Origin of the sequence: Halostella sp. PRR32, from assembly GCF_034808085.1 — an archaeon.
Taxonomy (GTDB): domain Archaea; phylum Halobacteriota; class Halobacteria; order Halobacteriales; family Natronoarchaeaceae; genus Halostella; species Halostella pelagica.
Genome location: NZ_JAXHGL010000001.1, coordinates 585,355 through 603,950, shown reverse-complemented (window position 1 = coordinate 603,950; position 18,596 = coordinate 585,355). Strand labels below are relative to the sequence as shown.

Below are 18,596 nucleotides of genomic sequence, written 5' to 3'. Positions count from 1 at the left end.
ACGATGGAGATCTGGATACACGCGGTTAGGGGCGCCGCAGCGGCGAATTTACTCCTGCTCGTCGCGCTCGGGTCCGTCTGGCTCCGGGGGTACCGACAGCACGGGGCGCGGCACACGCTCGGCCTCCTGGTGTTCGCCGGCTTCCTCCTGGTCGAAAACGTCCTGTGGCTGTACTTCTACGTCTTTCACTCCTCGTTCGTCGGCTGGTTCGGTTCCGTGGGGACGGATGTCCAGATCGGAATCACCCTCCTCTGCGGACTGGAACTGCTTGCTCTGCTCGTTCTTACCCGCATTACCTGGGCCTGACCGCCGGCGTTCGAGAGACGCGATCGTCACGGTACGCTGACGGCCGACCGCCGCCGAACCCTGGACGAATTTTGGACGCAGTTCGGAAAATCCTCATTTAGCGGACAGGCGACCTCTGACGTATGCGCTGGACACGACGCGCTCTGCTCGGAACGGCAGCAACGACCGTCGTAGTCGCCGGATGCCTCGGCGACGACGACGAAACGGACGGCGGCGACGAAACGACGGAGAGAGGACCGTACGCGCGGGGAACGGACGACGAGACGACTGGCCCGGAGTCGGCCGAAGACGAGACGACCGGCTCCTCGAACGCGACTGTTGCGGTTCGCGCACACGAGGAGTTGGGGGACATCCTCGTCGGGCCGGACGGCATGACGCTGTACAACTTCGAACAGGACACGCAAGGGGCGGGGGAAAGCACCTGCTACGACGGCTGTGCGGAGAGTTGGCCGCCGCTTACGGTCGAGAGCGACCCGAGCCCGGGCAACGGCGTGTCGGCCGCTCTCACGACGTTCGAGCGTGACGACGGGTCGACGCAGGTGTCCGCCAACGGCTGGCCGCTGTACTACTTCGCACCGGACGAGGAGCCGGGTGACGCGAACGGACACGGCGCAAACGATGTCTGGTGGGCGTTACGTCCGGACGGGAGCCTCGTCAAACCGGACGAGTGAGAACGGCTCGGGGGTCCAGCCGGTGGCCTCATACTGTCGGACGTAACTGTTTCAGATATTTCGCGGGAACGTCTCCGCGAAATTCTTCACTGACTTCCGTCCGTCAGTATCAAAAGCGCGGCGGCCGGCCCGTCGTCGTCAGTCCTGCGTCGCGGGCGGCCCCTCCGTCGCCTCGGAGCGAACCGGGCCGGTGTGGATGCGTTCCGCCCAGACGTACAGCATGCTGGGGAGAACGAACACGCTCACGACGAACGACGTGAGCAGTGCGAGGACGACGAGCGTCCCGAAGCTCTGGAACTGCGGGCTCGGATGCAGTATCAGCGTCGCGAACGCCCCGACGGAAGTGAGCGTGCTACCGAGGAGCGCGCCCCCGGTACCGGTGACAGCGGTCCGGATGGCGTCGTAAGCGTCGCGGCCTCGCTCCAGTTCGTGTGCGAATCGGTCGCTGATGTGGATGCTGTAGTCGATGCCGAGCCCGATGACGAGACTTATCAGCAACGCGGTGAGCAGGGTCAGCGGAACGTCGAGAACGTACATCCCCCCGATGACAAGCGCGGTGACTAGGACGATGGGGACGACGGTGAGCGCGCCGAGCGATGCGCTGCCGGTCGCGAGCCGGTAGATGATCGTCAGTACGACAAACACCGCGCCGAGCGCGAGGACGATCGTCTCCAGAATGTTCTCGGCTATCTGGAACGAGATGGTGTCGTTGATAGTCGCCGATCCGACCGCGGTCGCGCTGACGCCATCGCTCTCGTCGGCGACGTCTGCGACGTCGTACATCGCGTCGGCCTGGTCGTCGAACGTGGCCGCCGAATCGATGGGGACGATAACGCGCAGCGAACGGTACTCGCCGTCCGTCCGCTCGATCACCAGTCCGGCCCGGTCCGGGGCGGTCTCGTACAGCGCGTCGTACACGGCCTCGACGTTCCTGTCGGGGACGCCGTCGCCGTCGGTATCGCTCTCGTGGTAGAGTTCGGCGAACTCGTCGTCCCGGGCGGCGGCCTCCTGCATGACGGAGAGGGGCGAGACGAACGGGGCGGTCCCTCCCTGCTCGAAGACGACGTCGGTGTCTCGTGCCGCCTGTTGACTCTCGTGTACGCGTTCTAACGCCTTCGGCGCGGTTACGTCGCCTTCGATGAGTATCTGTGACTGTCTGCGCTGGCTCTCGTCGGCCTCGCGGTACTGGTCGTCCACGTAGCTCGATCGCTTTTCGTACGCTGCCTGGTCCCAGCCGAGCGGGCCGGGGAGGTCCTGTTTCCACTCGGCCACTTCGTCGGTCTGTTGCTGGAAGCTCTGCCTGTCGAGCGACGTCCAGGTGGCGGCCCCGGCGGTCCCGGCGACCAGCGCCAGCACGATGACGACGGGAGCCGCCTTCCGCGCTAGCGTCGCGCCGCTAGCGAGGAACGGCCCGACTATGCTGCCGCGGCCCAGCGCGCGCTTGTGCCGGTCGATACCGAACCGTTCGAGCAGACCGTCCGCGCTCACCTTGAGCGCGGGAACGATCGTCACGAAGATGACGAACGCCGAGACGACGCCCATCGTGATTCCGATGCTCAGGTTCCGGATGCTCGGCCACGCGGCCGTCACGTTCGAGAGGAACCCGATAGCGGCCGTGACGGTAACGAGCGCGAGCGCAACGGCGACGGCCCGTAGCGACCGGGCCATCGGACGTCTGATGCCTTCGTCCTCGCCGCGTTCCTCGCGGTAGCGCTGGAACACGTGGAGGCCGAAGTCGATGCTCAGCCCCACGATGAGAACCGGGCCGATGACCAGCGTCATGCCGGCCGACACCTTCAGCCAGCCGAGGATTCCGAACATCCAGACCAGCGAGAGGATCACGCCGGTAAATCCGATGATCACGTCGACCAGGTCGCGGTAGGAGAACGCGAGAACGGCCAGGATGAGCGCCAGCGCGACCGGGAGTATCAGCTCAGCGGTGTTCGTAAACTGGTGTTCGCTGTAGTCGGCGAAAGCGTTCTGTCCGAGGGTGAAGTACTCGGGGGAATCGCGCGATTCCGCCTCGTCGTAGAGGGCTTTCTGCGCCGCCGCGACGGTGGAATCGTCGTCCTCACCGCCGACCGTCTGGTCGAACCGGAACAGGATGCGCGTGCTCTCGGCGCTCGGGGTTCCCGGTTCGTAGTCGTTCGGCAGCAGGCGAAGCGCGGACGAATCCTCGGAGAGCGTCGCCGAGACGACCCGACGAACTTCGTCTTCGTCCATCGATTCGAGGGTTTCTCTCTGCGTCGCGAGGCTCGCGTTGGGGTCCTCTGCGGCCCGCTTGGCGACGATAGTCGCAACACTGACACTTCCCTCGTCGGTCGCGAGCGCGGTACTCACCGAATCGTTCTCCTGCACCGACTGCTGGTACCGGAGCGACCCGATCAGCGACTCCTTCGACAGGGCGTTTCCGTTCTCGTCCCTGACGTAGACCGACGAAACGGTGACGTTCTCGTTTCCGGGTTGATCGTAGTTATCCTGAATGTACTCCCCCTTCTGCATGATCTCGGTGTCGTTGAACGCGTCGGCGTCTCCCGCCTCGCTCTGAGTCTGGAGGTCGGTCATTCCCACGGCCATCACGCCCGTGAGAGCCAGCATCAACAGGATGACGATCCGGTTGTGCGTCGTGACGAAGTCGACGATCTTGTCGAATGCACCCCCCATTATCGCCCTCCATCGGTCTCTTGCGAGGCGGTCAGCGATCTGTGCCTCCGGTACCCGTTCCCGGGCCGGCATCGACGCCGATCGTTCTCGTTCCGTCGATACGTTCGTTCCCTCGGAGAATATCTCCGCGGAGACGTACGGTTTCGGCTCACAGCATAGCAGTCCCCCGGCTACTTAAAAAAACGGGCGTCACGGTTGCAGAGATTGAAACTGTGAGGCGGACTGGTAAAACGGCCGTTCTCAGCCGCTAGATGAGCCGAAAACGTCTCCGATCGCTGTCAACCGCTCCGCGATGCGGTCAGCCCACAGCACGCTCAGACAGCACGACCACAGTATCGCCGTGGCGGTCGGCGAGTGTCCGGACAGCACCACGCCGTGGAACGCATCGCTGACGGGGTACAGCACGGGGATACCCGTAGGCGTCGTCGCGTCGACGGCGAGGTGGGAGGCGTAGCCGATGGCCGTGGCCCCGCCGGCCCGGCGGTCGGCGACGATCCACGTCAGCGTCGCCGTGACCGCAAGCGCAAGCCCCGTGTGAGTGAGACCTCGGTGGACGAGCGGGAAGTCAAAGGCCGCGGGGAAGAGGAAGTCGGCGTCCGCCAGCAGCCCGCCGACGAGGCCCGCCTTCGGCGCATCGAACAGTCGCGCGCCGAGGGTGTACCCGATGACCGCGTGCGTGGCGATGGCGACGGCGAGGAAGACAGCGTGGCCGCCGGGGTAGGTCAGACCGAGCGTCACGGTCGGATATCTATCCGAGAAACCATACCTTTTCTGCCACCTCCGACGGACGTTTTTTACCGGTCTGACTCCTTCCATCGTACCGCACCCTATGGCTTCGCCCCCGCCTCGCGTGACCGTCCTGTCGAGCGACCTCGTCACGCGCTGTCGCGCCGCCCAGGTCCGTGACGCCCTGAGCTACGCCAACCCCGACGCGCTCTTGCTTTCAGACCCCGGCGCGCTGGTTCGCCTCCGAGCGGCGACACCGGATCTGGTCGAGGAGTTCGGGCCGCTTCTCGTCCCCGGCGACGCGAATCGCGGCGACCCGGCACACCACCGGATCCGCGGCGTCGACCTCGTCGTGCCGACGACGGACGAGGGGCTAGCCGAGGTCGAAGCGCTCGAATCTGCCGGGACGGTCGACCCGTCGACGGAGACGTACGTCATTAGCGACCGTCTCGACGTCTCCGTTCGCCCGACGAGCCTCGAGGCCACGCTTTCCGGCGTTACGACGTACCGCGAATCGCTCGCACCTGACGCGCTCGGCGGGTCGTACACCCACGTTTCGACGGCCGCACCGGTCGACTACTACCGCGAGTGGGACGGCCTCACTGTCGCCGGCGCTGGGCCGGACGCCGACAGCGTAGCGACCGGGACGGGACGCGGAGGCACGGAGATACCGACGCTGCAGTTTCACTCGGACGGGACGGTCTGTTCGACCGCCATCGCAACGACGCGGCTCGGCCTTCGGGCGCTCTCCGGTGTCGGCGAGACGACCGCGGGGCGGCTCCGCGAGGCGGGGTACGCCGACCCCGAGGCGGTCGCGGAGGCTCAGCCCGCCGACCTGCTCGACGTTTCAGGGGTCGGACGGGAGTCCGCGGAGACGATCTGTGACCACGCCCGGGCGCTAGAGGCCGGCGAGGTCGTCCGCTACGGCGACGAGTACGTCCCGGACCGCGAACCGGTGTTTATCGACATCGAAACGGACGGACTGACGCCGACGGTCGTCTGGCTGATCGGCGTTCTCGACCGCGAGGGCGAGGAGACGTACATGTCCTTCCTGAACCGCGACCCCGACGACCCGGGCCGGGCCGTGGAAGCGTTCGTCTCGTGGTACGCGGCCAACGCTCGCGGGCGTCCGGTCGTCGCCTACAACGGCCTCTCCTTCGACTTCCCGACGGTCGCCGACCACGTCGAACGACACTGTCCCGAGCACCTCGACGACTGGGAGAGTACCTACACGTTCGACCCGTACTACTGGGCGGTCCGCCAGGATAACGCCGTGTTTCCGGGGCGCACGAACAAACTCGGCGACGTCGCGGCGGCGCTCGGCTGGGAGACCGACGACACCGGACTCACCGGCGCGGCGGTCGGCCGCGCGTACCGACAGTGGATGCGAGAGCGCACGGCCGAGGCCGAACCGGACTGGGAGCGTCACGAACGGTACTGCGAGGACGACGTCCGCTCTCTCGCGTTCGTATACGACGCCCTCACGGCCGCTGGCGGGAGCTCTCAGCAGAGGACTTCGTCGAGCCACTCCGGGTCGGCGACCGGTGACGACACCTCGCAAGGAACACTCACGGACTTCTGATATGACAGATGACAACGCGACCGCGGAGGACGAGACAGCGGGATGGAGCGAGCGGGTCGACGTGCTCTCCCCGGAGCGGCTCCGCGACCGATTCCCCGAGTACGAGGGCCAGATCGCCCACACGGCGGCCCAGACCGCCGAAGACGCCGACTACGTGGACGCCGCGTCCGTCCTCGGCGACGCGCTGGCGGCGGAACTCGGCCACGACCTGTACGAGCACCAGGCCGAGGCGATAGAGCGGTTACTCGACGGCGAGAACGTCGCCGTCGCGACGGCCACGTCGTCCGGGAAGACGTTCGTCTACGCGCTGTACTTCGCGCTCCTGAAGCGGGAGAACCCGGACGCGCGGGCGCTGTTCTGCTTCCCGACGAAGGCGCTCTCCCGCGACCAGGAGGGGGCGCTGAACGACCTCTACGGCGATCTCGGGCTGGACGTCACCGTCGCGGTGTACGACGGCGACACCCCGCGGGACCGCCGCCGAGCGATCCGCGAGAGCGCGGACGTGATCGTCTCTAACTTCGCCGGGATCAACGTCTACCTCGGCCACCACCGGAAGTGGCGCGACTGCTTGGCGAACTGCGAACTCCTCGCCGTCGACGAGTCGCACTCCTACACGGGGGTTCACGGGATGCACGTGGCGTGGACGCTCCGTCGCCTCCGGCGCGTTCTCGACTACTACGGGAGCGACCCGAGTCTCGTCTGTACGACGGCGACCATCGGCAACCCGGCCGACCACGCCGAGGCGCTCACCGGCGAACCGTTCTCGGTCGTCGACGAGGACGGCAGTCCGCACGGGCGCCGGGAGATAGTGTTCTGGGACCCGCCGTTCGACGAGGACCCGGCCGAGGAGTACGACATCGAGGAGTTCCTCGGCGCGAAACGCAGCGCCAACAGCGAGGCGAGCGACGTGCTTGCCCATCTCGGCCTGAACGGGGTACAGACCCTGCTGTTCGCTCGCTCCCGGCAAGGGACGGAACTCGCAGCGAAGGCGGCGGAGCGCGCCGCGGGCGACCACCCGGCGGGCGGCTACCTCTCGGTCGAACCGTACCACGCGGGCCACGGGAAAGAGAGCAGGCGAAGCACCGAGTACCGCCTCAAGTCGGGCGACCTCGACGGCGTCGTCTCGACGAACGCGCTGGAACTCGGCATCGACGTCGGCTCCGTCGATGCCGCGGTCGTCGCGGGCTACCCCGGCACGCGACAGTCCTTCTGGCAGCAGGTCGGGCGGGCGGGGCGCGGAACGGCGGACGCGCTCGCGGTGCTTGTCGCCCGCGCCGACGCCATCGACCAGTACGTGCTGGACAACCCCGACTACCTGCTCGGCGACGCGATGGAGGACGCGGTAGTCGACCTGGAGAACAACGCGGTGTACGCGAGACACCTGCTCTGTGCGGCCGACGAACTGCCGCTCACCCGCAATGATTCCCGGTGGTTCGACGGCGAGGACCGACTGGAACGCGGCGTCGAGATGTGGAAAGACGCCGGCCGGTTCGTCGGTCACCTCGACCACGGCGTCCAGTACGACGGCCCGCCGCGCCCACAAGCCGACATCTCGATGTACGCCACCTCCGGCGAGCAGTTCGACGTCCGCTGCGAGGACGGCGAGATAGAGATGGAGCCGATAGACCGCGAACGGGCCTACCGCGACTTCCATCCGGGCGCGCTGACGCTCCACGACGGCACCGAGTACGAGGTGGTGGAACTCGAAGAGGACGTTCCCCGCCCGTACGTCACCGTCCGGGAGGCCCGGACCAACGAGTACACGCGGACGCTCTCCGAGAAGTCCGTTTCGGACCTCGACCGCCGGCGGGAGCGCGACCTCGGCGGCGGGTTCACGCTCTGTTTCGGGACGGGCACCGTCTCGATCCACTACAGCCACTACAAGCGGATCGAAATCGAGACAGGTCGGACGAAGGGTGCGCCCGAACCGACCGGCCTGCCCCCGATCGAATTGCGGACGCAACTGATGTGGGTCGAGACGCCGCGCTCGCTGTTCGAGACGGTCGTCGAGGACGTTCCCGACGAACTGCTCGCCGAACCGTCAGCGTCCGCGTCGCTCGGGACGAAAGAGTGGACGTTCCTCGGCGGCCTCCACGGGGCCGAACACGCGATGATCAAGCTCGCACCGCTGGAACTGCGGATGGACAAGGGGGACATGGGCGGTCTGAGCATCAATCGCCACCCCGAGACCGACGCGCCGACGTGGTTCATCCACGACACGGTCGAGGGGGGCATCGGATTCGCGAAGGGGATCTACGAGAACGTCGAGTCGGTGCTAGAGCGGACGCGCGAACGTGTCGCCGACTGCGACTGCGGCGGCGTCAACGGCTGCCCGGCGTGTCTCATGGACGTGCAGTGCGGCAACGGCAACGAACCGCTGCACGCGCCGGCGACGGTTCGGATCGTCGACGCGGTACTCGACCAGTTCGACTGAACGTGCGACCCGCTGAATACATATAGCCCCCGCCGAACGGGCGGAGATATGATTGTAGCCATGGACCCCATACCGAAAGGGACCGTTCGTCGTAATAGACAATGAACGCTGACCAAACCACCCCCGTCGAACGCGTCGCCGAGACCGAGTCCGCAACCGAAGCCGTCGTCATCGCCACTGCCGAAGCGACAGACGCCGACCCGCTGGAACTTGACCCCCTCTTCGACACCATCGACCCGGACGCGCTAAACCGACTCTTCGAGTCGAGCGACGACGGGAGTGACCGGCCTAGCGGTCGTATCGAGTTCACCTACGCCGGCTGTGACGTGTCAGTGTACGCCGACCGGCGCGTCGTCGTCTCCCCGACGCCGGCACCGACGGCATCCGCGACGCAGACGGCGACCTCCGACTGATCGCGTTCTCCTACGAGACACTCTCTTCCCCGCAGATGCTTCCGTTTCCTGCTCCCAAACGGTCGCTCGACCGCACCGGGGGAGTCAGTCCGACGACTCGCCGCCGTCCGCGAGCATCGTCTCCCGCTGTTCTTCGAGCCACTCCCACTCGCGCGTCTTGAGGCCGCGCTCGGCCAAGTTCCACGGGTCGCCGCTGTCGATGCGAGCGCCTTCGAGCCACGACACGACGATGTTCCAGACGAAGATCAGTTGGCCGACCGCCAGGATGAACGCGCCGAGGGTCGCCGCCTGGTGCAGGTCGATGAAGTAGGTCTGCGGGCCGACGGACAGGTTGTAGGTGGCGTACCGGCGCGGCATTCCGCCGTAGCCGAGGAGGACCATGGGGAAAAACGTGAGGTTGGTCCCGACCATCGTGAGCCAGAAGTGCCACTTCGCAAGCGTGCGCTGGTACCACCTGCCCGTTACGAGGGGGAACCAGTAGTAGATGCCGGCGAACACGGCGAAGGCGATGGCACCCATGATGACGTAGTGGAAGTGCGCGACGACGTGGTACGTGTCGTGGAGCACGAGGTCGACCGGGATCGCCGCCTCGAACACGCCGGTGACGCCGCCGATGATGAAGTTCGCCACGAAGCCGATACAGAACAGCATCGGCGCTCGCAGTCGCAACGCACCGTTCCACATCGTCGCGATCCAGTTGAACGTCTTGACCGCGCTCGGGATGGCGATGGCGATGGAAACCGCCATGAAGCTAGCCCGGAGCCGGGGGTCGATACCCGTCGCGAACATGTGGTGAGCCCAGACGCCGAACGAGAGGACGCCGAGCGCCAGCGTCGAGTAGACGACGTATTTGAACCCGAACAGCTTCCGTCCCGCGAACCGCGGGAGGACGTAGCTGATGATCCCCATCGGCGGGAGGACGAGGATGTACACTTCGGGATGTCCGAAGAACCAGAACAGGTGTTGCCAGAGGATAGTGCCGCCGCCGTCCACGGCGAAGAACGTCGTCCCGAAGTTCCGGTCCAGCAGGAGCATGACGAGCGCGCTCCCGAGGAGCGGGAACGCGAAGATGATCTGCCCGGACTGGACCAGCACGGTCCACGAGACCATGTCGAGGTTGCTCCAGCCGACCTCCTCGCCTCGCTCGGTGAAGATGGTCGCGACGAAGTTGATCGCACCCATCGTCGCGGAGACGCCGGTAAGATGCAAGCCGAGGATCATCAGGTCGACCCCGGGGTTCGTCTGCTCGACCGACAGCGGCGGGTAGATAGTCCAGGCGGTCTGAGCGCCCTCGACAGCCCCGAACGGTTCCAGCAGGATACCGCCCCAGATCAACAGCGCTCCCGGCGGCAACAGCCAGAAGGCGATGGCGTTGATCCGGGGGAACGCCATGTCGTCCGCGCCGATGAGAAGCGGGATCAGGTAGTTCGAGAACGCCGCGAGGATCGGCGTCCCGAACAGGAACAGCATCGTGATGCCGTGACTCGTCAGCAAGACGTTGTACGTGGACGTGGTGACGATGTCGGAGGTCGGCGTCATCAGTTCCGTCCGCATCAGGAGGACTGCGAGGCCGCCCCACGCGAACGAGAGGATCGCAAAGACCCCGTAGAGGATCCCGATGTCCTTGTGGTCGACCGTCGTCAGCCACCGGACGAGGCCGCCGGGTTTCTCCGCGTGACCGTAGTCTCCTTCGGTTCCTGTCTGGCCCGACCCCGCCGGTACGTACGAACGACGCCCTTCGAGCGTAGAAACCCACCGGCCGACGGTGAGAAGGACCAGAGCCATCACCCCCGTCAACACCAACTGAGCCGTTCCGTTAGCCATGCCGGGGGTTTAGTTCGATCCGGAAAAGGAGTTATCCGTCACATGTTCGGTTTGGTTTTTTACGTGCTTCGGCAGGCTAGCCGTCAGAACAGTCGGACGGCGACGACCGCGGCGAACCCCGTGGCCCCGAGTGCCGCGAGTCCGTCGCCCATGCCCGATAGGACCCCTGTGACGGGGTCACCTCCGAGAAGCGGTCCGAGAACCTGTAGGGCGACGCCCGCGGCAAGAGCGGCGACGACTGCCGCCGCCGCAGCATCGCTCCCGGGGAACTTACCGTCGGTGTGCGGGTAGAACAGGAGGACGAATCCGACGACAGTCAGGCTGAGAAACCCCGCCAGCATCGCATCGACGTGGGCCGTGCGGAGCGCGGCGAGCGGTCCGGCGCGGGTCGCCATCCCGACGCCGAGGCCGGCTCCGACAGCGCCGAACGCCGCCCCCGCACCGATGCCGTAGAAGCCGACGAACGACCGCGAGGTCCTGACGAAGAGGGTCCCGACGATGACGGCCCAGCCGAGCAGTCCGACGGCCTGGGCCGCGGCCGCGAGGCGAAAGTCGGCCCCGCCCCAGAGGTGGACCGCGAGCATCCCCGGCCCGACGGCAGCGGCGGGGAGTGTCACGGCGACGACTGCCGTCGGCGGATCGGCGCTGCAAAACCCCGGAAGCAGGCGCGTCCCGAGCGCGACGATCAGCAGGCCGGCGGTGCCTGCGGCAAACAGGTGGGTGGTCCGCGGGTCGGTGCCGACCGCTCCGTCAGTCGTCGCCGCGAGTAGCCCTGCGGTCCCGACGAGCAGGTAGGTAAGGGCGACCCCGACGAACGGGAGCGCGAACCGGGCGCTCCAGCGGTCCTCCCCCGACCCCCACCGCTCGAAACGTGTCAGTTCCGGGCCGACCGTCCACAGCAGGCCGCCGAGAAAGAGGACGACGCCGAGCGTCCATGCTGCGCTTCCCGCGACGCCGACGACGCGTGGAGTCAAGCCGGCCCGCGCGCCGACCAGCGCTATCGCGCCGCCAGCGGCGAGCGGCAAGTGGACTGCCGGGACGGACGCGGACGCCAGCGTTCGCCCGGCGAACGACGGGATCAACAGGTACGCCTTCCCGAAGACGACGGGCAAGACGAACCCCAGTAGCGCGGCGGCCACCTCTACCCCATGGTCCGCGCCGAGGAGCACACCGATCCGCCAACAGGCGAACCCGACGGCGCTCGCGGCCACGTAGCGTCGTGTCCAGCGGTCGATGCTCCGATTCATCGGCGGATGCAGACACGAGCGTTCTGGGACTGGTTCGCGGTCATCGTCCGCGGGCTACGCGGCCCCGCCCGGTAACCTCGTCCGAGAACATGTTCGGCCCGGTCAGTCGTCTGTGGGCGCGACGTCCGACTCCGTCGGGTCGACCACGCCCTCCGCCCAGGTTCCCCTGAGGAAATAGAGGGCAGCGATAGCGGCCATCAGCGCGTTCGCGGCGGCAACGCCGTACCAGACGCCGGTCGCGCCGAGGTCGAGAGGGCCGACGAGCGCGTACGCGAGCGTCGCCCGGAAGACGATGAATCCGAGGAAGGCAAACACCATCGCGATGCGCGTGCTCCCGCTCCCGCGGAAACCGCCCTGGACGACGTAGAAGACGCCGAGAAAGACGAACGACGCGCCGACGATCCGGAGGTAGTCGGCACCGTAGCCGATCACGGCGGCGGCGCTGTCGCCGCTGATGAACACGTCGACCACCGGTTCGGCGAAGACGTACACCGCGGCGGACAGCGCGACGAGGCTGACGACGATGAGCGCCGCCGCTGCGAACACGCCGCGTTCGGCCCGGTCCGGCTGGTTCGCACCGAGGTTCTGTCCGACGACCGTCTCGACGCCACGGGCCAGGCCGAGCGCCGGGAGAACGACCATCGAGGTGATCCGCGTGCCGATTCCGTAGCCGGCGACCGCGTTCGCGCCCACGATGGCGACGAGCGCGGTCACGACCGTCGTGCTGACGGCGACCATACTGCGTTCGACGCTCGCCGGCGCGCCGATGCGGACTATCTTCCGAACGGTGTCTGCCCTGAGTACGAAGTCCGACGGGGACAGGCTAATCCCGACCCGGCCGGAGAGCAACAGAGCGATGCCGATGACGGCCCCGATACCGCGGGTGATGATCGTCGCCAGCGCTGCCCCCTTAACTCCGAACCCGGAGAATCCCGTCGCCGCGTACAGCGACGATTCGAGCGATTCCATGTCCAACCAGGCGAACAATACGTTCTCCTCGAAGCCGAGGATGAAAAACGGGTCGGCGATCACGTTCAGTACGACCCCGAACGCCATCAGGTACAGCGGCGTTCTGGTGTCGCCCCACCCCTGGAGGAGCGCCTGGAAGATGAAGAACCCGAAGACAAAGGGAAGCCCGAGAAACATCGTCCGGGTGTACGCGAGCGACAGAGCGAACTCGTCCGTACCGGGGGTCGCGCCGACGAGGCGGAGCAAGTCGGGCGTGAGTAGATAGCCGACGACCGACAGCACGGCCGAGACGAGGATCACGAACGAGATGGTCTGGCCCGCCACGCCCGCGATGCGCTCCGTGTTCCCCGCACCCTTGTTCTGCGCGACGAGAACCGTCCCCGCGACGGTGAACCCGGCGGCGAGTGCGATGACGAGAAAGACGATCGCCCACGAGTACGAGATGGCGCTGACCGCCGCCTGCCCGAGGCGGCCGACCCAGAAAGTGTCGGCCAGGTTGTAGCCGACCTGGAGGAGGTTCGTGACGACGATGGGAAGAGAGAGGAGTATCAGCGGCTTGACGAGCGCTCCGCTGACGACATCGACCGCGCGGTCGTCACCGGGAGAACTCATGTACTGCCCTCCGCGAGCAGACTGTCGTCGATGTACCGGTGCAGTTCGGCCCGGAGTGATTCGAGAGCGGCGGCGGCGTCCGCGGTCGTACGTCTGGTCGTTCTGCCGACGATGGCTGTCAGCAGATGCTCCGCGACGGCTTCAGGGTCGACGGCGCGAAAGTCGCCTTGCTCAACGCCCTGCGCGACGGTTTCGGCGATCCGGTCCCGAAACAGCGCGTCGCTACGGGTGAAGTGGTCACAGTACGCCTCGTCGTGGGCCGCCTGCGCGCGGAGTTCGACCATCGCGGCTCCGAACTCGTCGTCCTCCCTGTCGCGGGTGAAAAAGTGGTCCACCAGCGAGCGGAGTTCCGTCTCCGGGTCGTCGGTTTCCCACTCCGAAACCGTCTCCCGGTGGTAGTCGAGCATGAACGCGAGGAAATCCAGCATCAGGTCGTCCTTGCCGTCGTAGTGGTGATAGAGGAGCGATTTGCTCCTGTCGAACTCGTCGCCGATCCGCTGGATCGTCAGACCGGTGTAACCGTGTTCGCTCAGGGCGCGGTAGGTCGCCTGCATGATCGCCGTGCAGGTATCAGCAGGGTCGTCGTCGAACGGATCCGACGGAGGCACTGTTGAATGAACGTTCATTCAGCAGGTTAACGGTTGTGTTCCTCCGGTCGGACGTGCCTATCGAACCGACCGTTTTACCACCACCGGAGACGACGGACCGGACGACGTGGAAACGACACACGAAGTGACTGTCGGCGACGCCCGCTCGATGGACGGCCTGGCGGACGACTCCGTCGAACTCGTGGTGACCTCGCCGCCGTATCCGATGATCGAGATGTGGGACGAGTCGTTCGCGGCTCTCGACCCCGACGTAGAGTCAGCGCTCGCCGAAGGTGACGGAGACCGAGCGTTCGATCTAATGCACGGCGTCCTCGAAGACGTGTGGGCGGAGGTCGCTCGCGTGCTGGCCCCGGGCGGTATCGCCTGCGTCAACGTGGGCGACGCGACGCGCTCTATCGGCGGCCGGTTCCAGTGTTTCCCGAACAACGTCCGGGTGACCGAGACGTTTCGCGACCTGGGGTTTCACCCGCTTCCCGACGTGCTCTGGCGCAAGCCGACGAACAAGGCGAGCAAGTTCATGGGGTCCGGGATGCTCCCGCCGAACGCCTACGTGACACTGGAACACGAGTACGTCCTCGTGTTCCGCAACGGCGACTCCCGGTCGTTCGAACCGAAGGCCGACCGGCGCTACGAGAGCGCCTACTTCTGGGAGGAGCGAAACGAGTGGTTCTCGGACGTGTGGACCGACGTTCGCGGACGCGACCAGTCGCTCGACGCCGCCGGGGATCCGGACCGCCGAGAGCGGTCGGGGGCGTTCCCGCTGACCATCCCGTACCGCCTGATCAACATGTATTCGGTCTACGGCGACACCGTCCTCGACCCGTTTTGGGGGACCGGCACGACGACGGCCGCGGCGATGGCGAGCGCACGCAACTCCGTGGGGTACGAACTCTCCGAGGCCTTCGTCGAGGCGTTCGACGAGTACGTAGACGAGTTACCCGAACTCTCCCGGAGCGTCACCGAGCGCCGACTGACCGACCACCGCGAGTTCGTCGCCGAGGAGCGGGCTGACGGCGGGTCGTTCGGATACGACGCCGAGAACTACGACGTTCCCGTGCGGACGAAACAGGAGCGGTCGCTCCAGTTGTACTCGATGTCCGGGATTCGGCGGACAGAAACGGGGTATGCGGCCACCCACGAACCGTACTGATCGGCGCGGGCGGACCGACAGCCGAGCGCTGTCCCACCGTTTAGATGATGTACCACTGCCGGAGCAGCGTCTCCACCGCGGCGAACGTCCGGAACCCGTAGCCGAACACGATGGCCGCCGGCAGGGCGCTCGCCAGGGCCGCACGCCCGCTGGAGGTGTCGTGGACGGTAGCGATACCGAGGCCGAGGAGGAACGCGCCGTAGATGCCGGTTATCGCCCGAACCTCCGGGATCGGAATACCGGCGAAGACGCAGGGAGCGGTGCTGTAGGCGATGATCTGGACCGTCTGGCTGATGCCGCCGCGGTCGGGAACGAACGGCATCAGAAGCACCGTCTGCAGCGCCGCAGTCAGGTGGAGCGCCGCGGGCGCGACCAGTAACACGGCGATACCGAGCCACAGAGCGGCCGACAGTATCTCCTGCCCGCCCACGACCGGGTACGGGTCCGCAACCAGGAGATAGCGCGTCAGTTCCTCGACCATGACGACGCTCATCGCGAACGCCAGTCCGGGTGCCTGGTCCCCCTCTGCGACCGCTGACCGGAAGAACCTGTGCGGCCTGGTCAGGACTTCGAACCACGCCCGGGCGACGGCTCGCGGACCGCGGTCGCGCCCGCCGGTCGGGTTCTCTATCCACTGGGTCACTGCCACATCCCTCCGCGACTGGCAGCGTCGAACGCGTCCATGGTCCCACAGGTTCGGGCGAGGAGTAAAGCCGTTCCCTTTCACTCTGACTGGGTGCAGATGTGGACGAGGAGAGCTGTCAGGGAACACGACATGCTCGCGAGGGGGACGCTCATTACCACGGAAGCGGCCGGATCGATCTGCTGGCTCGGCCATACGACCTCGCCCTTGCCGACCCCGAGAAGTCGGGAGAGAGCCGTTCGATGACACTCACCCGTCGCCGACGGTTACTTGTTCACCGCTCCGACGTTCTCCTCGCTCTCGAAGGACTCGGGGTCGGGTTCGATGTTGGCGTACTGGACCGCGCGCCGGCCGAGCGTCCGGACGCGCTCTTCGAGTCCGTCGTCGACGAACGCGCCGTCGCTGAACGCGCTGTGGGCTTTCGGAACGGCGGCTTGGTGCGGAATGACCCAGGCGTCTAACGCTCGACAGACCGACCGGAGATGCTCCAGCGCGGAAATGGGGAAGCTCCCGCCGGCGACGGCGAGGAGGCCGACGGTCTTGTTCTCGAACTCGTCGAACCCGCAGTAGTCGAGCGCCGTCTTCAGCGGCGACGAAAAGGACCCGTGATACATGGGCGTGCCGAGCAGGATCGAGTCGGCCGCACGGACCGTCGCCATCAGTTCCTCCGCGTCTTCCGGTTCGTCCTCGTCCGGGTCGATCATCGGCAGGTCGTACTCCCGGAGGTCGATCAGTTCGGCCGATGCGCCGGACGATTCGGCGGCGTCGAGAGCGTGTTCGAGGGCGAGCCGCGATTTGCTCTCCTCCCTGAGACTCCCGGCTATCGCGACGACGTGCGGTCCATCTGGCATACAACACTCTGAGAGGGGGAGTCACAAAGGGCCAACGCTCGACCGCACCCCCGCGAAACGGGAAAGCCGGGGCGACACCGTCAGATGAAGTCGCCGACGCTCGGGCCGCCCGCCGAATCGTCGTCATCGTGTTCGGCCCCGCCCACCGCGAACGTCATCGGATTCCGCGTTTGCAGCCAGACGTGGCCCTCGCCGGTGAACTCGGTCACGAATCCCTCGCCACCGAACACGGTCGACTTGATGCTCCCGTCTTTCTGCCGGTTCAGGTTCAGATCGGCGGTCCAGGCGACGATGTGGTCCTCGTCTACTATCAGCGGATTCTCCGGCGTCACGTCCTGTTCGTGCATGGAACCGTAGGACGAGAGAAACGCGTGTCCCTGGCCGGAGAGTCCCAGAACAGTCAGTTCGCCCGACGAAAAGAGGTTCGACCGGTTGTTAAACTCCGTCGACCGCTCGACCAGCGGTTCCCACGCCAGCAGCGATCCGGACTGCGACCGGATGGGTCCGGATTCGGAGACGTTGATCGCGCTGATGTCGCCCGGATGCTCGGGAACGAGCGTCACCTGCTCGTCGTCCGCCTCCGCGTAGTACGTGTTATCGACCAGCCCTCGCTCGTCGCTGACCGCCCGCTTGACCATGCCCGTAACGCCCTCATCGCCCCCGACGTTCGACTCGTTTCCGATGCCCGCCGTCCGAGTCATCATCGCCCCGGGTTTGGTCTGGATCTGTTCACTCTCTGCCAGCGTTACTTCCAGCATCGCGTAACTCGGCCGTTTTTCGATCGAGTACTGCATCGTGTTGCAGTTCTAACCAGTCTATTTTATTTAAACATTAGTAATTAAATAACATCTATATTTATAATACATACTGAAATGTGATGGAATACTATCGTTCTGAACACCTTTCCAGCGAACGAGATCCGCCGCCTCATCGCCGCTATGGTGGTCCTACTGGCGTGCGATGGGCGACCGCTCAGGAACGGAGTCGAGCGACGGTGTCGCCGTTCCGGTTCTCAACCTCGACCAGTCCATCGTCGGCCAGGTCAGAGAGTATCCCTTCTAACCACTCCCGGCCGTACTCGCCGTCCGGAGCGTAATCGACGCGGATGCGCGGACCGAGTTCGTCCAGCCCGAGTTCGTCGTACTCTTTCAGCGTCGATATCGTGCGACCGCGGAACTGTCGCCGACTGCCCTCGAAACTCGGTTGCGTCGGTACGTCCGGAGCCGTGAAATCTCCGGTCTCGTAGGCGTGACACCACTCGCGCCATGGGCAACCGGCCCCGTCGCACTTGGGTGTCTTCTCGCAGGCGACGCCGCCGAGTTCCATGACGGCGTTGTTCCACACCCTCGATTCTCCCTCGGGCATCAACTCCGACGCTGCCCGTTCGAACGCCGCATCGTCGTCCGGAATATCGAACGCGCGGTACAGGACGCGCTTGACGTTCGTATCGACCACCGCGTCGCCGTTGTTGAAGGCGAAACTGGCGACGGCGTTCGCAGTGTACGGGCCGACGCCCATGAGTTCCTGTAGTTCCTCGGGGTCGCTCGGGAACTCTCCGTCGTACTCGGAACCGACCTGCTCGGCGGCCTCGTGGAGGTACCGCGCTCGGTTGTTGTAGCCGAGGCTGTGGTCGGTCCAGAACCCGACCACGTCGGCGCGGTCCGCCGCGGCGAGGTCTGCCGCCGTCGGCCAGCGCTTCAGGAACTCGGCCCAGGCCGTCTCGACGCGGCTCAGTTGGGTCTGCTGACTCATCACCTCCGAGACGAGTATCTCGTAGGGGTCGTCGGTCCGCCGCCAGGGGAAGTCGCGGTGGTCGTCCTCGTACCACTCGATAAGGGCGTCCCGGACCGCGTCCGTGTCCGCGGGCACCGTCGGGGCGTCGGCCTCGCTCATCGG

16 protein-coding genes are annotated in these 18,596 nt (G+C 66.1%); 6 read left to right on the top strand and 10 right to left on the bottom strand.

Going from position 1 to position 18,596, the window contains the following annotated elements; genetic code table 11:
• Positions 1–3 precede the first annotated feature (3 nt).
• Both SM753_RS03265 and SM753_RS03260 read left to right on the top strand, forming a co-directional pair.
• Positions 4–306: a hypothetical protein gene (locus SM753_RS03265; protein ID WP_323190530.1), complete on the top strand. Its 303-nt coding sequence runs from the start codon at positions 4–6 to the stop codon at positions 304–306.
• Between the two features lie 122 nt (positions 307–428).
• On the top strand, positions 429–977 hold the full coding sequence (locus SM753_RS03260) for a hypothetical protein (RefSeq protein ID WP_323190529.1): 549 nt from the start codon (positions 429–431) through the stop codon (positions 975–977).
• A 138-nt stretch (positions 978–1,115) separates the two neighbouring features.
• On the opposite strand, the gene SM753_RS03255 is transcribed toward SM753_RS03260, so the two are convergent.
• Both SM753_RS03255 and SM753_RS03250 read right to left on the bottom strand, forming a co-directional pair.
• Complete coding sequence (locus tag SM753_RS03255) at positions 1,116–3,641, bottom strand: MMPL family transporter (RefSeq protein ID WP_323190528.1); 2,526 nt, start codon at positions 3,639–3,641, stop codon at positions 1,116–1,118.
• 240 nt (positions 3,642–3,881) lie between these two features.
• On the bottom strand, positions 3,882–4,379 hold the full coding sequence (locus tag SM753_RS03250; RefSeq protein WP_323190527.1) for a metal-dependent hydrolase: 498 nt from the start codon (positions 4,377–4,379) through the stop codon (positions 3,882–3,884).
• A 91-nt stretch (positions 4,380–4,470) separates the two neighbouring features.
• Here SM753_RS03250 and SM753_RS03245 point away from each other — a divergent pair, with 91 nt between their 5' ends.
• The 3 genes from SM753_RS03245 (at position 4,471) to SM753_RS03235 (ending at position 8,796) form a co-directional block, all read left to right on the top strand.
• Positions 4,471–5,949, top strand: a complete 1,479-nt coding sequence (locus tag SM753_RS03245; protein ID WP_323190526.1) for a ribonuclease H-like domain-containing protein — start codon at positions 4,471–4,473, stop codon at positions 5,947–5,949.
• A 1-nt stretch (position 5,950) separates the two neighbouring features.
• Complete coding sequence (locus SM753_RS03240) at positions 5,951–8,383, top strand: DEAD/DEAH box helicase (RefSeq protein ID WP_323190525.1); 2,433 nt, start codon at positions 5,951–5,953, stop codon at positions 8,381–8,383.
• Between the two features lie 101 nt (positions 8,384–8,484).
• The gene (locus SM753_RS03235; RefSeq protein WP_323190524.1) at positions 8,485–8,796 is read left to right on the top strand and encodes a HalOD1 output domain-containing protein; all 312 of its coding nucleotides are present in this window, start codon (positions 8,485–8,487) and stop codon (positions 8,794–8,796) included.
• A gap of 84 nt (positions 8,797–8,880) precedes the next feature.
• Here the strand turns inward: SM753_RS03235 and SM753_RS03230 are convergent, their stop codons facing one another.
• The 4 genes from SM753_RS03230 to SM753_RS03215 all read right to left on the bottom strand — a co-directional run bounded on the left by SM753_RS03230 (position 8,881) and on the right by SM753_RS03215 (position 14,056).
• A complete protein-coding gene (locus SM753_RS03230; RefSeq protein WP_323190523.1) occupies positions 8,881–10,620 on the bottom strand; it encodes a cbb3-type cytochrome c oxidase subunit I in 1,740 nt (579 codons plus the stop codon).
• 83 nt (positions 10,621–10,703) lie between these two features.
• A complete protein-coding gene (locus SM753_RS03225) occupies positions 10,704–11,867 on the bottom strand; it encodes a hypothetical protein (protein ID WP_323190522.1) in 1,164 nt (387 codons plus the stop codon).
• 102 nt (positions 11,868–11,969) lie between these two features.
• On the bottom strand, positions 11,970–13,448 hold the full coding sequence (locus tag SM753_RS03220; protein ID WP_323190521.1) for an MATE family efflux transporter: 1,479 nt from the start codon (positions 13,446–13,448) through the stop codon (positions 11,970–11,972).
• Positions 13,445–14,056: a TetR/AcrR family transcriptional regulator gene (locus SM753_RS03215; RefSeq protein ID WP_323190520.1), complete on the bottom strand. Its 612-nt coding sequence runs from the start codon at positions 14,054–14,056 to the stop codon at positions 13,445–13,447. The genes SM753_RS03220 and SM753_RS03215 overlap by 4 nt, the downstream gene beginning before the upstream one ends.
• A gap of 106 nt (positions 14,057–14,162) precedes the next feature.
• On the opposite strand from SM753_RS03215, the gene SM753_RS03210 reads away from it, so the two are divergent.
• The gene (locus SM753_RS03210) at positions 14,163–15,206 is read left to right on the top strand and encodes a site-specific DNA-methyltransferase (protein ID WP_138797764.1); all 1,044 of its coding nucleotides are present in this window, start codon (positions 14,163–14,165) and stop codon (positions 15,204–15,206) included.
• Positions 15,207–15,246: 40 nt separating this feature from the next.
• Here SM753_RS03210 and SM753_RS03205 read toward each other — a convergent pair whose 3' ends face one another.
• The 4 genes from SM753_RS03205 to SM753_RS03190 all read right to left on the bottom strand — a co-directional run bounded on the left by SM753_RS03205 (position 15,247) and on the right by SM753_RS03190 (position 18,593).
• The gene (locus tag SM753_RS03205; RefSeq protein WP_323190519.1) at positions 15,247–15,849 is read right to left on the bottom strand and encodes a YIP1 family protein; all 603 of its coding nucleotides are present in this window, start codon (positions 15,847–15,849) and stop codon (positions 15,247–15,249) included.
• Positions 15,850–16,115: 266 nt separating this feature from the next.
• Positions 16,116–16,700 (bottom strand): NADPH-dependent FMN reductase, encoded by a 585-nt coding sequence (locus tag SM753_RS03200; protein ID WP_135534591.1) that lies wholly within the window; start codon positions 16,698–16,700, stop codon positions 16,116–16,118.
• A gap of 80 nt (positions 16,701–16,780) precedes the next feature.
• Complete coding sequence (locus tag SM753_RS03195) at positions 16,781–17,494, bottom strand: TIGR00266 family protein (RefSeq protein ID WP_323190518.1); 714 nt, start codon at positions 17,492–17,494, stop codon at positions 16,781–16,783.
• 178 nt (positions 17,495–17,672) lie between these two features.
• Positions 17,673–18,593, bottom strand: coding sequence for an A/G-specific adenine glycosylase (locus SM753_RS03190; protein WP_323190517.1), 921 nt, complete (start codon positions 18,591–18,593; stop codon positions 17,673–17,675).
• Positions 18,594–18,596 lie beyond the last annotated feature (3 nt).